The organism is Burkholderia cepacia complex sp. TUM26381, from assembly GCF_057439935.1.
Map to the genome: position 1 here is coordinate 2,973,025 of NZ_CM172007.1, position 16,984 is coordinate 2,990,008.

The window sequence follows — 16,984 nt, forward strand, 5'->3', positions numbered from 1 at the left end:
CGACACGTGCGTCAAGTCGTTCGCATGGCTTGCTCGACGAGCCCGCGCCGTCGCCGTCGGGCCCACCGGTGCCGGGTCATCTCCCACCGCCCGTCGCCGCTCGCGCATCCCGCCCCCGCCCCTTCCTGCCGGACAGCGCCACCAGCGCATTCCGGTCGGCCTCCAGCTGAATCCGCATGTGCTGGAGAAACACCCGCGCGTTCTCCGACATCGGCGTGCCCGGACGAAACACCAGCACGCCCGTAAACGCGACATCGACGTCGAACGGCCTGACGACCAGCCCGCGCGGCACGAAATCGAGCGCCACGAGCGGGTGCGCGAACCCCACGCCCACGCCGGCCAGCGCGAGTTCGCACACGGTATGCGAGTAAGGCGTTTCCACCAGCGGTTTCAACACGACGCCGAGCCCGCGCAACTGCGTTTCGAGCCGCAATCGCGTGCTGTCCTCCGGGTTCAGCGCGATGAAGGGCGCCTGCGACAGATCCTCGGCCTTGATCACGCTTTTGGCGGCGAGCGGGTGACGCGCACTCATCACGGCCACGCCCGGCATGCTGACGAACGACGAGTGCTCCAGCCCGGCCATCGACATCTCGTCGGACATCAACCCGAAATCCACCTGCCCGGCCGACACCTTCTCGTGTACCTCGCGCGAGCTCATCACCTGCAGCGAAATCTGCACGTCGCGCGCCGCCGCATCGAACGACGCGATCACGCGCGGCAGGAACCCGGTGCCGAGCGCGGGCAGCGACGCGATCGCGAGCCGCCCCAATCCGTACGAACGCAGGCTGCGGATCCGGTGTTCGATCACCTCGAAACCGAGAAAGTAGCGGTCCACGTCGCGCATCAGCGCGACGGCCTCCTGCGTCGGCACGAGACGGCTGCGCACGCGCTCGAACAGCCGGAACCCGGCCATGCTCTCCAGCCGCCGGATCGACTGGCTCACCGCCGGCTGCGAAATCTCCAGCACGCCGGCCGCCTTGCTGGTACTGCCGGCGTTCATCACGGCCCGGAACACCTCGATATCGCGCACGCCCACCTATAACCTCGGCTTATCAACCTAATTATTTCCGATGTTGCTGCAAACCGGCGCGAAAGTAAAACTTCACGTCATCCAGTTTCCAGCCACGGAGTACCGACCCGCATCATGACCACCACCCCGCCGCTCCCCCCGCAACCGTTCCGCAGCCTGTCGCCGGCGGTCATGCGCGCCTCGACCGTCGTGTTCGACTCGCTCGACGATTTCGCCCGCCGCAAGGAACGCCAGCCCGACGGCTACAGCTACGGCATCACCGGCACGCCGACGGCGCGCGAACTGGAGCGCCGCATCGCCGCGCTCGAAGGCGGCGCGCACTGCGTGCTCGCGCCGTCCGGGCAGGCCGCGCTGATGACGTCCGTCATGGGCTTCGTGCGCGGCGGCGATCACCTGCTCGTGTCGGCCGCGTGCTACGGCGCGCTCAAGACCTTCGCGCAGAAATGGCTCGCGCTGTTCGACGTGGAAGTCGAACTGTACGAACCGGCGATCGGCGCCGAGATCGAGCGGTACGTGAAACCGAACACGCGGATGATCTGCATGGAATCGCCGGGCACGGTGACGATGGAAGTGCCGGACCTTCCCGCGATCGTCGAAGTCGCGCGCCGCCATCGCGTCATGACGATGATGGACAACACGTGGGCCAGCCCGCTCGCGTTCCGTCCGCTCGAACACGGCGTGGACCTGAGCGTCGAAGCGGCCACGAAGCTGTTCGGCGGTCACTCCGACCTGCTGCTCGGCGCGATCAGCATGAACGACTTCGGCCACTACGAGACGTTGCGCGAGACGCAGAGCATCCTGGGCCAGCAGGCCAGCCCGGACGACTGTTTCCTCGTGCTGCGCGGCCTCGAAACCCTCAAGGTGCGCTTCGATGCGCAAAGCGCGGCGGCACTGCGCGTCGCGCAAGCGCTCGAATCCCATCCGGCCGTTCGCAAGGTGCTGTTTCCGGCGTTGCCGTCCGACGCGGGCCATGCGATCTGGAAGCGCGATTTCTCCGGCAACGGCTGCCTGTTCTCGCTGATGCTCGAACCCGCACCGGAAGCCGCGTTCACCGCGTTCTTCGATGCGCTGCGCCACTTCGCGATCGGCGCGAGCTGGGGCGGCGTCCATAGCCTCGCCGCGTACTACCCGGCGCCGCTGCAGGCACAGCGCCCGTTCCCGCTGACCGACGAGCCGATCGTCCGCCTGTCGATCGGGCTCGAATCCCCCGATCTGCTGATCGACGATCTGTGCACCGGCCTCGCCGCGTTCACCGACGTCAGGAACCGCGACGCATAACGCGACGGTCATGCGCGACCAACCGACACCCAAGGAGACACCATGAAAAACCAGACCACACGCGCGTTGGCCAGATGCCTGGTCACGCTCGGCATCACGGGCGCGCTGGCGTTGTCCAGCATCCAGGCCGGCGCTGCCGACCTGCTCGCGGCCGCGCGCACCAGCGGCACGCTGCGTGTCGCGAACACGCAGAGCAGCCCGCCGTGGAGCCTGCTGGACGATCGCAACCAGCCGGCCGGCTATGACGTCGAAGTCGCGCGCGAAGTCGGCAAGCGCATCGGCGTGAAGCAGGTCGTGTTCATCGCCGATGCGTACAAGAACTTCGTCGAGGGGCTCAAGGCCGGCAAGTACGATCTCGTGATGAACGACCTGACGCCCACTACCGAGCGCAGCAAGCAGGTCGATTTCGCGAAGCCGTACGGCGTCGAGGATTTCCGCATCTTCGTGCGCACCGACAACACGGACATCCACGGGCAGGCCGACCTCAAGGGCAAGCGCGTCGGCGTCACCACCGGCTCGTCGAACGAGGCATGGGCACGCGCGCACCTGAAGGATTCCGACATCCGCGCATACGACAACGGCGGGCTCGTGTTCAACGATCTCGGCAGCGGGCGGCTCGACGCCGTCATCATCTCCCACTTCGGCGGGATGAAATACGCGAACGTGAATCACCTGCCGGTCAAGGAAGTCGGCGAGCCGCTGATCTATCAGCTTTCCGCGCCGGCGCTCGTGAAGGGACAACCGGCGCTCCTCGCCGCCGTCGACAAGGCAATCGACGACATGGCCGCCGACGGCACGCTCGAACGGCTCGCGAAGCGCTGGGTCGGCCCGACTTACGACATGGTCGGCAACATCGCCAAGGCGAAAGCGCAGAAGGAGTAACGCATGTTCGATCTCTTCGTGCGGTCGCTGCCGCTGCTCGAAAGCGCGGTGACGATGACCGTGTTCCTCGGCCTCGCGTCGTTCGCGCTCGGGTCGGCGCTGGGGCTCGCCGTCGCACTCGCGCGGGTGTCGTCGATCCGGTTCCTGCGCGGCGTCGCGTTCGCGTACGTGTCGATCTTTCGCGGCACGCCGCTGCTGGTGCAGATCCTGCTGATCTACTTCGGCCTGCCGCGCTACGGCATCACGCTCGACCCGGTGCCCGCCGCCCTGCTGGCGCTCACGCTCTTTTCCGCGGCGTACCTCAGCGAGAACTTCCGCGCCGGGATCAATGCGGTCGATCGCGGCCAGTGGGAGGCCGCGCATTCGCTCGGCATGAACTACTGGAAGATGATGTGGCGCGTGATCCTGCCGCAAGGGCTGCGCATCGCGATTCCGCCCGTCGGCAGCCGGATGATCGCGCTGATCAAGGACACGTCGCTGGCGTCCACGATCACCGTCGTCGAACTCACGCGCGTGGCCGACCAGGTCGGCGCATCCACTTTCCGCTACCTCGAGATGTTCCTGATGGTCGGCCTGATCTACTGGGTCATCAACCAGGTGCTGACGATCGTCCAGACGATTTTCGAAGGCCGGGTGTCGCGGCGCTTTCAATGAAGACCACCATGCATACCATCGTCGTTCAGGGGCTGACCAAGTCGTTCGGGGACAACGCCGTGCTGCGGGGCGTCGACTTCCGCGTCGCGCGCGGGGAAGTCGTCGTGCTGATGGGGCCGTCCGGTTCCGGCAAGACCACGCTGTTGCGTTCGCTGAATTTTCTGGAACTGCCCGATGCGGGCACGGTGTCGGTGTGCGGCATCGAAATCGCGCGCACCGGCGGCGCCGCGCTGTCGCGCGACGAGCAGAAACGCATCAAGGCCATTCGCCAGCGCACGGCGATGGTGTTCCAGTCGTTCAACCTGTTTCCTCATCGCACCGCGCTGGAAAACGTCATCGAGGGGCTCGTGAGCGTCAAGGGCGTGAGGAAGGGCGAGGCGGCCGAGCGCGGCCTGCACCTGCTCGATCGCGTGGGCCTCGCACACAAGGCCGGCGAATATCCCGCGCGGCTGTCCGGTGGCCAGAAGCAGCGCGTGGCCATCGCACGCGGCCTCGCGATGGACCCGGAAGTCATCCTGTTCGACGAACCGACTTCCGCGCTCGATCCGGCCTTGCGGGAAGACGTGCTCGCGGTCATGCGGGAACTCGCGGGCAACGGGATGACGATGCTCGTCGTCACCCACGAAGTGCGCTTCGCGCAGGACGTCGCCGATCGCGTGGTGTTCATGGAGAACGGCGTGGTGGTCGAAGACACGACGCCCGATACGTTCTTCACGGCCAGCACCCACCCGCGCGTACGTCAGTTCCTCAATCTCATCGAGACCTGACGCGCACCCGACCGGCCACCGGCCGGTCGTTCCTTTCATTCACTTCATTAGTTTTGCGAAACATATCGAACCAAGGAGATGCTCATGAACCGCCGGCAGTTCTTCCCCGTGCTTGCCGTGCCGCTCGCCGGCGCTTTTCCCGAGATCGTGCAGGCGGCGAAGTCGAAAGACCGCGTGATCGTGATCGGCAGCGGCGTGATGGGCGCGTCGATCGCGTATCACCTCGCGGCGCGCGGCGCGGAGGTCGCGCTCATCGAGAAGGACGCGCCGGCGTCCGGCACGACGCGCAACTCGTTCGCGTGGATCAACGCGAACAACAAGACGCCCTACTCGTACTACGCGCTGAACTACGAAGGCATCCTCGGATGGCGCCGCCTTCAGCTTGAAATCGGCCCGTCGCTGCAGATTCAGTGGGGCGGCGGCATCGCGTGGTGCGGCCCCGACCCGCAGCAGATCGACACGCTCCACTACACGACCGCGCGGCATCAGCCGTGGGGCTATCCGATCCGCAACATCACGCGTGACGACCTCGAACGGCTGGTGCCCGGCGTGCGCGCCGGCGACTTCGGCGCGGGCTGGCATTCGACCCTCGACGGGACGCTCGACCCCGTCGCCGCCACGCTGGCGCTGGTCCAGGCCGGCATCCGGGCCGGTGTCACGCTGACGAAGGCCAACGTCGCGACGATCGATTTCAAGGGCGATCGCGCGATCGGTGTCACGACGGACAAGGGGCCGTTCTTCGCGGACCACGTCGTGATCGCGGCCGGCAACGACTCCACGCGGCTCGGCGCACAGGCGGGCATCCCCGTTCCGCTCCGCACGTCGAAAGGCATCCTGGCCCACAGCAAGCCGATGCCGCCGCTCGTGCATCAGGTGCTGATGCCGGCTGGCCTCGACATCAAGCAGAATCCCGACGGGCGCATCGTGGCGGGGTCGAACTTCGGCGACACCGGCGCGCTGGCGCCGACGCCCGAACTCGGCGCGCAGCTGCTCGAACGCGTGACCGGCGTGCTGCCGCAGACCCGCGGGATCGAACTCGACACCATGACGCTCGGCTATCGCGTCATGCCCCGCGACGAGTATCCGATCATGGGCCGCGGCCGCCAGTACCGGAATGTCCACGTTGCCGCGATGCACAGCGGGATGACGTCCGCGCCGGCCATCGGCCAGCTGTTCGCGATCGAAGTGCTCGACGGCATCGAAACGGCGCAGCTTCAGGACTTCCGCCCGCAACGCTTCTACGCGTGAGCCCGCCACCCGCCGGTTTGCCCGGCCGTGCCGGCACCCGCCCGTGCACGGCCCAGCCCACGGAGAAACAAATTCCTCCATTCCACATTCAAATAAAACGTTATTCCATATCAAGCTGAATCGCCAGCCAACTTTGGATCCTTTTTCCCGCCTGTCCCCCGTATCATTTCTCTCATTACGCAATGAGCAAGAGACGGACATGAGCGACACCACCACGCTGCACTACCTCGACTACGCCGCCACGACGCCCGCCGATCCGCGCGTGATCGAAGCGATGACGGCCTGCCTCGGCTTCGACGGCATCTTCGGCAACCCCGCATCGAGCTCGCACGCCGCCGGCCGGCTGGCGAAAGACAAGGTCGAGCACGCACGTGCGCAAGTCGCCGCGCTGATCGGCGCGGATGCCGACGAGATCGTCTGGACGTCGGGCGCCACCGAATCGAACAACCTCGCGTTGAAGGGCTATGCCGAGAACGCGACCGACAAGCGCCACCTGATCACGAGCCGCATCGAGCACAAGGCCATCCTCGACACGATGGCGAACCTGTCGAAGCACGGCACGCAAGTCACTTTCCTGACGCCCACGCGCGACGGCGAAATCACCGCCGACGCCGTGGCGGCCGCGATCGGCCCCGATACGGGCCTCGTGTCGCTGATGCTCGTGAACAACGAGATCGGCACGCTGACCGATATCGGCGCCATTTCCCGCGTCGTGCACGCCGCCGGCGCACTGCTCCACGTCGACGCCGCACAGGCGCTCGGCAAGACCCCGATCGACGTGCGCGCGCTCGGCATCGACATGATGTCGATGTCGGCCCACAAGGTTTACGGCCCCAAGGGTATCGGCGCGCTGTTCGTCCGCCGCGAGATCGCCGATCGCATCGCACCGCAGATTCACGGCGGCGGTCATGAGCGCGGGTTGCGCTCGGGCACGCTCGCGACGCATCAGATCGTCGGCATGGGCGTCGCGTGCGAACTCGCCGCTGAAAAGCTCGACGGCGAAGCCGCGCGGATCGCCGCGCTCGGCGCACGCCTGACCGGCGCGCTGTCCGCGCTCGGCGACGTCACGCAGAACGCTGCCGCCGCGCGCCGCATCCCGCACACGCTGAGCCTGACGGTGAACGCACCGGGCTTCTTCCCGTTCATGCTTGGCGAAGCGCTCGCCGTGTCGTCGACTTCCGCGTGCAACTCGACCAGCGGCGCACCGTCGCACGTGCTGACCGCGATCGGCCTCGATACGGAAACGGCCGGCCGCACCGTGCGCATTAGCTTCGGCCGCTTCACGACGGAGCAGGACGTCGACTTCGCGATCGCGTGTTTCCGCCAGGCGATCGAGCAATGCCGCGCGACCGCCGCGAACGGGTTCTCCGCGTCGCGCCAGATCACGCCGGCCGACCTGAAGGCGATCCGCAATGCCGGCTTCCGCTCGGTCATCTGCAACCGGCCCGACGGCGAAGGCGTCGATCAGCCGGCCTTCGACGAGATTGCCGCCGCAGCCCGCGAACTGGGCCTCGAAGCACGCTACCTGCCGGTCGAGCGCGACCACATCGGCGACGCGGAAGTCGACGCGTTCGGCGCACTGGTCGACACGCTGCAGAAGCCGGTGCTCGCGTATTGCGGAAGCGGCAACCGGGCCGGCATGCTGTGGAATCGTTTGTGCGCCCGGCGCACGGCCCCGGTCTCGGCCTGAACCCGCACACCATCGCGTAACGCGAAGATGCCGCGCTCGGGCGGCGATCGGGCAAGGCCAACGATGAGTTCCGGCACAATGGTTGTCCTGTCCGTCACCCCAGACACGAATGCCCTGCCCGTCACATTTCCGCGCGTGGAAGCGCGCCGACACTGACGCACCTTCCGCCGGCAGCCCGTGCAAGAAGCAGCGTGCCGGCCGGGCCACCGCGCTGCCGCTTGCAGCGAGCATCGCCGCGTGCGACGCCACGCCGGTACCTGACCGGCTCTCGGACGCCGACGCGACCTACGCGATGCAGGAGCGGTTCGGCCTCGGCGGCGTCATGGTATTTCTCGGGTCCTGCATCGGCGCCAAAAACCCGACTTACCCGGGCCAGGCGGCCTGCACCGTTGCAATCCGCTCGAACGGCCACGGGTCGGAGACGCAGGCCGATTTCCACTGGAACGGTAAGAAATGGGTGGCCGAGCCCACCGAGTCGCGGGACCTCCTGCCCTATCCCGATCCCCAGCTCGCCGGGTTAGTAAAGTAAGCGCGGCGTGCATGGTCAGCATTCCCCGCACGACAGCCGCTACTTCGGATACTCCAGTTGCAGCGCGACCCAACCTGATGTCGCGTCGCCGTAGCGTGCCGCGATGTCTCCGAGCACACCGGGAAGCACCGATTCGCCATGGCGGCCGGCCGGCATCGCCACGTGCTCGTGCCGGTCATTCGCCGGCTGCGCCAGCAAGCGCAGCCCGTGCCTCGACTCGATCACGCGCGCGTCTGCCGTCGCGACGACGTCACTGCGCCAGGTCCGCGCCCACGCATCGGCGGTCAACGCAACGGGAAGCTCGTCGAACCCGTTTTCGACCGGGAGTTCGAACGTCTCGTGCCGCCAGAACGCGAGGCGGTTCGTCAACGCCATCGCCACCGCACGCGTGGTCAACGCGTATCGGCTACCGGCGTGAACGTCGCTCCATGCCTGCGCGCCGACGCTCTGCGCCGTCTCGCGTGCCGCTGCCGGCCCGACCAGCGCATTCACCAACGCCAGCGAAGCGGGAATCGACGCCGACACGCCGGTCGTCGTCATGACGTTACCGTCCATCACGTAGCGGCGATCATCAACCCACGTCGTATCGGTAAAGCGGCGACGCAGTCGTTCGCGCGAATACCAGTGGGACGTCGCCGTGCGATGCCGCAGCAAGCCCGCGTTCGCGAGGACTTCGGCACCATCGCAGATCGCCACCATCGTCGCGCCGGCAGCCGCCTGCTTGCGCAGCCAGGCCAGCACCGCCGGCCGGTCGGCACGATGCATCGCAGGCACGATCACGACATCCGCCCCCGCGGGAACAGTAGCGTCAAACCGGTCGAACGCGGTGTCTGCCAGCATGCGCAGCGCGGGCATCAGCTCGACCTCGCCCTCGTCGGCCGACACGGCGACCACGTCGACCGCACCGGACGCCTTCAGAATCGCGTACGGAACGATGAAATCGGTTGTTTCAGTTCCGGCGTTGTCTGCAACGATTGCAACGAGCGGCCGCGTGCGGCCCGACTTTGGCACACTCATCGTCAACGCTTGCGCGACTGGAGGCGTGTCCTCTGCCAGTACCTGCACCGGCCGCCCCGATCCCCAAGCGCCCAGCAGCCCGCACACGAACAACACTGCCCCGCCTGTCTTCCGTACCCGCATCGTCCCCTCGCATCAGTCGATTGCACGTCCGGAAAATTACAAGGATCATGCTTGCGGTCACAAGGACAACTCCACCGCACTTTCCGCCATGTCCCAGTCAACCTGCCCGGCACGCGACATCGTTGTCGTCGGCTTCGAAGGCGTCCAGTCGCTCGATATCACGGGCCCGATGGAAGTGTTCGCGGTCGCGAACCGTTACCTGTCCGACCATGCCGTGCCGTACCGCCTCACACTCGCGACGCAACACGGAAATGACCTCGTCACGCACGCGGGCCTGCGCCTCGCCGGCACGGCCGCGCTCGCGGCACTGCCGGGGCGGATCGACACGATCATCGTTGCCGGCGGCAATGAAGCGGCGCTGCGACACGCCGCGTCGGAAGCCGGCGTGCTGCCGTGGTTGCGCACGCGGATCGCGGACACGCGCCGAATCGCGAGCATCTGCACGGGCGCGTTCGTGCTCGCCGCGGGCGGATGGCTGGACGGCAAGCGCGCGACCACGCACTGGAACCAGTGCGCGACGCTACAGGCGCGCTGCCCCGATGCGCGGATCGAACCGGACGCGATCTACGTGAGCGATCCGCCGTTCCATACATCGGCCGGCGTGACGGCCGGCATCGATCTGTGCCTCGCACTCGTCGAGGCAGACTGCGGTGCACCGACCGCACTTGCGGTCGCGCGCGAACTCGTGCTGTTCATGCACCGTCCCGGCGGACAGGCGCAGTTCAGCGTCGGGCTCGACCTCCAGGCCGGTGCGACACCCCGCATGCGCGCGCTGCTCACCGACATCGCAGACAATCCGGCCGGCGACCTCGGCGTCACTGCACTGGCCGCCCGCATGCACATGAGCGAACGGACGTTTGCGCGCAATTTCCTCAGGGAGACCGGACTGTCGCCTGCGCAGTACGTGCTTGCAGCGCGCGTCGAGCGCGCGAAGGCACTGCTGGAGCGGGCCGACTGGCCGCTTGAACGGATCGCGGAACGTTCGGGATTCGGCAGCGTGGACGCGTTGCAGCGTGCCTTCGCGAAACGCGTCGGCGCCACGCCGCGCGACTATCGCGCGCGCTTCGGACCTCGAAGCGACAAGCGGAAGACGGAATAGGCCGCCCCGATTCATCCCGCGTTCAGGATGAAATGCGGGCGGACTTGCCCTGAAACAGGGCACGCCTCCGGATTTTCACTACGTTGCCGAAATCTGATAGAGCCGGGAGATTTGATTTCATACCGTTCACGCATCGGAATGGAAAGCGATGGCCGTTCGAGCACGGCATCGCGTGCCGCCGACGAATCCCAGGAGCGGGTCGCGGCATGAGGCCCGGGCGGCGATGACGGTCCTGCCACGCAGGACATTCGTGACGGAGCGACTATGGATGCAAGATTCCAGCCTGATTCAGGCACCGACAGTGACGTGAGCCTGCTGCACAAGATGGGCTATGCGCAGGAACTGTCGAGACGTATGAGCGGTTTCTCGAACTTCGCCGTGTCGTTTTCGGTGATCTGCATCCTGTCGGGCGGCATTACCGCGTTCCAGCTCGCGTTTTCCGCCGCCGGCGGCGCATCGATCGGCCTCGGCTGGCCGCTGGGCTCGCTGTTTGCGCTGATCGTCGCCGTGTCGATGTCGCAAATCGCGTCCGCGTTTCCGACGGCCGGCGGCCTCTATCACTGGGGCGCGATCCTCGGCGGGAAGAAATGGGGGTGGATGACCGCGTGGCTCAACCTGATCGGCCTGATCTTCGTGATCGCCGCGATCAATTTCGGCACCTACGATCCGTTCTTCAAGACGCTGATCGCGCCGATGTTCGGCGTCAGTCCGGACAGCCTGACGTGGTGGCATCAAACCGCGTTCATCGCGGTCATCACGATCTCGCAGGCGATCCTGAACGCGCGCGGCATCAAGATCGCGAGCAAGATCACCGACCTGTCGGGCTACCTGATCTTCGTCGTGACGATCGCGCTGGTGGTGTCGCTGCTCTACTACTCGCCCGTCGCGTTCGACGCGCACCGGCTGGTCACCTTCACCAACTTCACCGGCGTCGACGGCGGCGCATGGCCGAAGCAGACGACCCCGATCGCGTTCCTGTCCGGCCTGCTGCTGGTGACCTACACGATCACCGGCTTCGACGCGTCCGCGCATACGTCGGAAGAGACGCACGACGCCGCCAGGAACGTGCCGCGCGGCATCATCGGGTCGGTGTTCTGGTCCGCGGTGTTCGGCTACGTGATGGTGTGCGCGTTCGTACTGGTGATGCCCGACCTGACTGCCAGCATGAAGCAGGGCACCGGCTTCTTCGAAGCGATCCTCGCGCCGATTCCGAAGACGCTGCGGGTGACCCTCGAAATCGCGATGTTCTTCATCAACTACGTGTGCGGGCTCGCGGCGATCATGTCGACGTCGCGGATGATGTATGCATTCGCACGCGACGGCGGGCTGCCGGCGTCGAAGCTGCTGCGCAGCGTGAACCCGGCCCACCGGACACCCGGGCCCGCAATCTGGACGTGTGCGGTGCTCGCGATCGTCGTCACGCTGTATGGCGATGCGTTCTCGGTACTGAGCGCCGGCAGCGCGGTGTTCCTGTTCATCTCGTACGCGATGCCGATCGGCTCCGGGATGCTGGCCGAAGGCCGCTCGTGGACCGACAAGGGCCCGTTCCGGCTGGGGATCTGGTCGAAGCCGTGCGCGCTGCTCGCACTGGTCGGCGCCTGTGTGCTCGCGTATGTCGGCATCCAGCCGCCGAACGAAAAGGTGCTGTACGTGCTGGTCGGCTTCGTCGTGGTGCTGATGGTGATCTGGTACGGCTTCGGCGTGCGCAACACGTTCGCGGGGCCTCCGGTGCTGAAGGACACGCGCAATCTCGACCGCATCCGCGAACTCGAGGCGAACGTCGATCCGTCCGTCTGAAGCGTCTCCAGGCAAACTCAAAAACCGACTCGCCGGCACGATGCCGCGAGTCGGTTTTTTTATGTCGACGGGTCACGACGGGATTCAACCGCCCCGCGACGGTCGACCCTCGCGTCTGTCAGCCGTAGACCGGGAAACGCCTGGTCAGCTCGGCGACCTGTGCGCGCACGCGCTCGATCGTCGCTGCATCTTCCGGGGCTTCGAGCACGTCCGCGATCAGGTTGCCGACGATCTCCGCCTCCTTCACCCCGAAGCCACGCGTCGTCATCGCCGGCGAACCGAGGCGCACGCCGCTCGTCACGAACGGCTTTTCCGGATCGTTCGGGATCGCGTTCTTGTTCACCGTGATGTGCGCCGCGCCCAGCGCCGCTTCCGCTGCCTTGCCCGTGATGTGCTTCGCACGCAGGTCCACCAGCATCACGTGGCTTTCCGTACGGCCCGACACGATCCGCAGACCGCGCTTCACCAGCGTTTCAGCCAGCACGCGTGCGTTCTCGACCACCTTCTCCTGGTACGACTTGAACTCCGGCGACAGCGCTTCCTTGAACGCCACCGCCTTCGCCGCGATCACGTGCATCAGCGGGCCGCCCTGGATCCCCGGGAAGATCGCCGAGTTGATCGGCTTCTCGTATTCCGCCTTCATCAGGATCACGCCGCCGCGCGGGCCGCGCAGGCTCTTGTGCGTCGTCGTCGTCACGAAGTCCGCGTGCGGCACCGGGTTCGGGTACACGCCCGCTGCGATCAGGCCCGCGTAGTGCGCCATGTCCACCATCAGGTACGCGCCCACCGACTTCGCGATCTTCGCCAGACGCTCGAAATCGATCTTCAGCGAGAACGCCGACGCGCCCGCGACGATCAGCTTCGGCTTGTGTTCCTGCGCCATCTGCTCGGCGGCGTCGTAATCGATGTCTTCGTTCTCGTTCAGGCCATAGCTCACCACGTTGAACCACTTGCCCGACATGTTCACCGGCGAGCCGTGCGTCAGGTGACCTCCGTGCGCGAGGCTCATCCCCATGATCGTGTCGCCCGGCTTCAGCATCGCGAAGAACACGCCCTGGTTCGCCTGCGAACCCGAGTTCGGCTGCACGTTCGCCGCTTCCGCGCCGAACAGCTGCTTCACGCGGTCGATCGCCAGTTGCTCGACGACGTCGACGTACTCGCAGCCGCCGTAGTAGCGCTTGCCCGGATACCCTTCCGCGTACTTGTTCGTGAGCTGCGAGCCCTGTGCGGCCATCACGGCCGGGCTCGTGTAGTTTTCCGACGCGATCAGCTCGATGTGATCTTCCTGGCGGCGGTTTTCCTGCTCGATCGCTGCAAAGATTTCGGGATCGACGTTGGCAACGGTGCTGGTGGTGCGATTGAACATGATGATGGACCCAATGAGAGTGATTGACTGACCGCGGGATGCCGGCTGCAGGGTGATTCGGCCTTCGCATTCCAGCAGACGCGCCACCGTTCAGATAGAAGGATTGCGACAATCCGCTAGGACGCACCCCGCGCCGTGCGGACAAAAAAAATCGAAGGTTCGCATCGCTGCGGAACCTTCGACGAGACGGGCCGATCTGCGGCAGGCGTGACGCCCGCCGTTCGGCTTCTTGCGAACCGCCGCGTTCAGACGGCGGAAAAACAGTTGTCGACGAACAGGTGGGTGCCGTTGACGAAACTCGATTCGTCGGACGCGAGGAACAACGCGGCCGCCGCGACTTCCGACGGCTCGCACAACCGGCCCTGCTGAACCGCGATCGCCGCTTCGGTCGCATCGACGCCCATCGCCTGCAGGTCCTTCAGTTCGCGCATCCCGTGCGGGGTGCGGATGAACCCGGGGGCCAGCGCGTTGCACCGGATCCCGCGGTCGCGGTACTCGACCGCGATCGCCCGCGCGAACATGTGGCACGCGCCCTTGGTCGCGTCGTACAGCACTTCGCCCGGCGTCGCGCATACCGCCGAGATCGACGACGTACAGACGATGCTGCCGCGCCCTTTCTCCAGCATCTGCGGCAGCACGGCCTTCGTCATCAGGAACATGCTCTTGACGTTCACGCCCATCAACCAGTCCCATTCGGATTCCTCGATGTCGAGGAACGGTTTGACGATCAGCGTGCCTGCATGATTGAACAGGATGTCCGCGTTGCCGTACTGCTTGCGCGCTGCATCGACCGCCTTCTGGACCTCCGCCTGCTTCGACACGTCGGCGCCGAGGCCGATCGCCTGCAGGCCCGCATCGCGCAACCGCGCGGCGAGCGTTTCGGCCGCATCGCCGTCGCGGTCGACGATCGCCACCTTCGCGCCCTGCGCGGCGAACAGTTCGGACGCCGCGCCGCCGCATCCGCCGGCGCCGCCGCTGACGATGGCGACCTTGCCGGCCAGGCGGCCGTCAATCTTGACATTCATGTGTCGTTCTCCAGTCTGGTTCGTTCGGTATGCTCAGCTGAACAGGGATCGAAGGTGATCGTTGAGGAAGCAGCCTTCGGGGTCCACGCTGCGGCGCAGCGCGCGGAACGCTTCGGCTTTGGGGAACCAGCGATCGACGTCTTCGCGGTTCGTGAAATGCAGCTTGCCCCAGTGCGGACGCGCGTCGTAGTCGCGCAGGATGTCGTCGACGTCCTTCAGGAACGGCCAGTAGTCGACGCCGTTCGGGCCGCCGGAGCATGAAATGGTCACGCTGTCCTGCCGATGGAACGGGCTGATCCAGGCCGGATCGCCCTTCGTGAAGCGGTATTCGACCGGGAAGATGCAGTCGCGGTGTTTCGTGAGGATGAGGTCGCGCACGCGGCGCAGCGCTTCCTTGCCATGTTGCGCGGGCACCGCGTATTCGAGCTCGTGGAAGTTCGGCACGTAGTGGATCGCGTACACCTCCGAGCTGTAGGCGATCTTCTCGTGCTCGCCTTCATGGAACGTGCGTTCGTCGGTGACATCCATCACCTTGATCTCGCACACGTCGTAGTCCTTCTTCGAGTTCGACACCTTCGTGGTGTCGGGCAGGCAGTACAGGTCGCGGCTTGCGGGCGTCGGGCACCAGAAGAAGCCGAAATGCCGGTGCGTCGCCGCCAGCGCGTCGTACTGCTCCATCAACGCTTCGAAGTCCTCGCGCCACACGCGGTCGTGCAGCCAGAACGCATCGGTCACCTGCAGCGTCATCTCCGACACCACGCCGAACATGCCGATATTCACCTGCGTCGCATGAAGCAGATCGAGGTCCTTCCCGTCGCTCACTTCCATGATCGAGCCGTCCGGGCGCACGATGCGCATCCCGACGACCTGCGACGACAGGTTGCTCAGCGTCGTCCCCGTGCCGTGCGTGCCGGTGGCGAGCGCACCGGCGATCGCCTGCGAATCGATGTCGCCCTGGTTGACGAGCGACAGGCCGGCCTCCTTGAGGTGGCGCGTCACCGCATTCAGCTTGGTGCCGGCCTTCACAGTCACGCGCTTGCGCGCCTGATCGACATCGACGATGCCCTGGTAATCCTGCAGCGACAGCAGCAAGCCGCTCGTGGCCACGACAGGCGTGAACGAGTGGCCCGACCCCGAGCAGCGCACCTGCTTGCCCTGGCGCGTCGCGGTGCGCACCAGCTCCGCAATCTCGGCCTCGCTGGTCGGCGATGCCAGGTGCGCGGCCACGCACGACTGGTTGCCGACCCAGTTTCTCCAGAATCCGCCACGGGGAAGTTCCATCGACGTCGCTCCAGCGTTGGTTTTGTGCCAAAGGTAGGGCGTCGACAGGCTTTTCACTATCGGATTTCGGCAAGCAAGGGTATTTACGAGCATGTGCCGGTTGCGGCCTTTTTGACCGGCCGGGCGAGCGGCTACAATGAATCGATCCGGCCCGCCCCTTCCCGCCCCCGATGACGCCGCCTGCCCACCCGAGCGATTTCTCCGGCGACCCGCTGTTTGCGCGCACGGTCGCGTTCTGCGCGTTCACCGACGTGGAGGAACAGGCGCGGTCGTTCGACGGCTGGAACATGAACTACACGCAGATCTCCGGCGGGCTGTTTCATGGCTCGTCGTCGATCATGTCGCTGGGCGGCATCAAGCTGCTCGTCGAAGACCTCGACAAGGTCATCCTGCAGCAAGGCGCGGTGCCGTCGGAGCGGATCGCCGTGGCCGTGCCGCTGGAACTGGAAGGCCACGCGCGGCTGTGCGGCGAGAAGAGCGGGCGCGACAGCCTGCACGTGTTCTCGAGCCAGCCGCAATTCGAGTTCTATTCGCCCGACCGGCACGTGCTCGTGAATATCGAGATCGAGCCCGGGAAGCTGTCGACGGAAGCGATGCGCACGGTGGCCGCGTCGCTGCGCGCGCAAACCCATTCGCCGGTGATCCCGATGGCGACCGCGATGGCCGACCATCTGCGCGACCTGCTGCGCCAGACGCTGGCCGCCGCGGCGAAATGCCTGCGCATCGACGACGTGGCGACGCAGGAGAGGATCGAACTGCTCGAGCGCACCGTGCTGTATGCGATCTCGGAAGCGATGACGGCCGCCACGCCGGAGGCTGGCGCGCAGGCCGCGCGCCCGACGAAATACTGGTCGCTGGTCAACGCGGTGCAGGAACGGCTCCAGGACGCGTCGACCTGCCCGCTGTCGATCGCCGAACTGTGCGTGCAGCTCGGCATCAGCCGGCGTACCGCGCAGTACGCGTTCCACGATACGTTGAACCTCAACCCGATTGCGTATCTGCGTGCCGTGCGGCTGAATCACGTGCGCCGCGAACTGCGGCTCGGCGATTCCGTGACGTCCGCCGCCACCAAGTGGGGCTTCTGGCACCTGAGCAGCTTCGCGCAGGACTATCGCGCGATGTTCGGCGAGTTGCCGTCGGCCACGGCGAAACGCTACGCCGCGCACCGGGCCGGCTAGGGCCCGCTCACGATCCGGTG

15 protein-coding genes are annotated in these 16,984 nt (G+C 66.2%); 10 read left to right on the forward strand and 5 right to left on the reverse strand.

The window, feature by feature from the left end; genetic code table 11:
- Positions 1-76: 76 nt before the first annotated feature.
- Complete coding sequence (locus ACWMMN_RS30100) at positions 77-1,036, reverse strand: LysR substrate-binding domain-containing protein (protein ID WP_059237743.1); 960 nt, start codon at positions 1,034-1,036, stop codon at positions 77-79.
- Between the two features lie 108 nt (positions 1,037-1,144).
- On the opposite strand from ACWMMN_RS30100, the gene metC reads away from it, so the two are divergent.
- The 7 genes from metC to ACWMMN_RS30135 all read left to right on the forward strand — a co-directional run bounded on the left by metC (position 1,145) and on the right by ACWMMN_RS30135 (position 8,078).
- Entirely contained in the window at positions 1,145-2,308 is a 1,164-nt protein-coding gene (metC, locus tag ACWMMN_RS30105) for a cystathionine beta-lyase (RefSeq protein ID WP_059237744.1), read from the forward strand.
- A gap of 42 nt (positions 2,309-2,350) precedes the next feature.
- The gene (locus ACWMMN_RS30110) at positions 2,351-3,190 is read left to right on the forward strand and encodes an ABC transporter substrate-binding protein (protein WP_059237745.1); all 840 of its coding nucleotides are present in this window, start codon (positions 2,351-2,353) and stop codon (positions 3,188-3,190) included.
- 3 nt (positions 3,191-3,193) lie between these two features.
- Positions 3,194-3,844: an amino acid ABC transporter permease gene (locus ACWMMN_RS30115; protein WP_059237746.1), complete on the forward strand. Its 651-nt coding sequence runs from the start codon at positions 3,194-3,196 to the stop codon at positions 3,842-3,844.
- Positions 3,845-3,852: 8 nt separating this feature from the next.
- The gene (locus ACWMMN_RS30120; protein ID WP_059240829.1) at positions 3,853-4,611 is read left to right on the forward strand and encodes an amino acid ABC transporter ATP-binding protein; all 759 of its coding nucleotides are present in this window, start codon (positions 3,853-3,855) and stop codon (positions 4,609-4,611) included.
- Positions 4,612-4,695: 84 nt separating this feature from the next.
- The gene (locus ACWMMN_RS30125) at positions 4,696-5,859 is read left to right on the forward strand and encodes an NAD(P)/FAD-dependent oxidoreductase (protein WP_174993342.1); all 1,164 of its coding nucleotides are present in this window, start codon (positions 4,696-4,698) and stop codon (positions 5,857-5,859) included.
- A 199-nt stretch (positions 5,860-6,058) separates the two neighbouring features.
- Positions 6,059-7,549, forward strand: coding sequence for an aminotransferase class V-fold PLP-dependent enzyme (locus tag ACWMMN_RS30130; protein WP_486423547.1), 1,491 nt, complete (start codon positions 6,059-6,061; stop codon positions 7,547-7,549).
- 109 nt (positions 7,550-7,658) lie between these two features.
- Positions 7,659-8,078, forward strand: a complete 420-nt coding sequence (locus ACWMMN_RS30135; protein ID WP_342705680.1) for a hypothetical protein — start codon at positions 7,659-7,661, stop codon at positions 8,076-8,078.
- 39 nt (positions 8,079-8,117) lie between these two features.
- Here ACWMMN_RS30135 and ACWMMN_RS30140 read toward each other — a convergent pair whose 3' ends face one another.
- Entirely contained in the window at positions 8,118-9,218 is a 1,101-nt protein-coding gene (locus ACWMMN_RS30140) for a DJ-1/PfpI family protein (protein ID WP_340625382.1), read from the reverse strand.
- A gap of 88 nt (positions 9,219-9,306) precedes the next feature.
- Between ACWMMN_RS30140 and ACWMMN_RS30145 the strand changes: the two genes are divergently transcribed.
- Together ACWMMN_RS30145 and ACWMMN_RS30150 are read left to right on the forward strand one after the other, a co-directional pair.
- Positions 9,307-10,317: a GlxA family transcriptional regulator gene (locus ACWMMN_RS30145; protein WP_059237751.1), complete on the forward strand. Its 1,011-nt coding sequence runs from the start codon at positions 9,307-9,309 to the stop codon at positions 10,315-10,317.
- A 264-nt stretch (positions 10,318-10,581) separates the two neighbouring features.
- A complete protein-coding gene (locus ACWMMN_RS30150; RefSeq protein WP_486423548.1) occupies positions 10,582-12,114 on the forward strand; it encodes an amino acid permease in 1,533 nt (510 codons plus the stop codon).
- 118 nt (positions 12,115-12,232) lie between these two features.
- On the opposite strand, the gene glyA is transcribed toward ACWMMN_RS30150, so the two are convergent.
- The 3 genes from glyA to ACWMMN_RS30165 all read right to left on the reverse strand — a co-directional run bounded on the left by glyA (position 12,233) and on the right by ACWMMN_RS30165 (position 15,786).
- Positions 12,233-13,480, reverse strand: a complete 1,248-nt coding sequence (glyA, locus tag ACWMMN_RS30155) for a serine hydroxymethyltransferase (RefSeq protein WP_486423549.1) — start codon at positions 13,478-13,480, stop codon at positions 12,233-12,235.
- A 245-nt stretch (positions 13,481-13,725) separates the two neighbouring features.
- Positions 13,726-14,505 (reverse strand): SDR family NAD(P)-dependent oxidoreductase, encoded by a 780-nt coding sequence (locus tag ACWMMN_RS30160; RefSeq protein ID WP_059237754.1) that lies wholly within the window; start codon positions 14,503-14,505, stop codon positions 13,726-13,728.
- 33 nt (positions 14,506-14,538) lie between these two features.
- On the reverse strand, positions 14,539-15,786 hold the full coding sequence (locus tag ACWMMN_RS30165; protein WP_174993336.1) for a D-arabinono-1,4-lactone oxidase: 1,248 nt from the start codon (positions 15,784-15,786) through the stop codon (positions 14,539-14,541).
- A gap of 170 nt (positions 15,787-15,956) precedes the next feature.
- On the opposite strand from ACWMMN_RS30165, the gene ACWMMN_RS30170 reads away from it, so the two are divergent.
- Positions 15,957-16,964, forward strand: coding sequence for a helix-turn-helix domain-containing protein (locus ACWMMN_RS30170; protein ID WP_059237756.1), 1,008 nt, complete (start codon positions 15,957-15,959; stop codon positions 16,962-16,964).
- The last annotated feature ends 20 nt before the right edge of the window (positions 16,965-16,984 follow it).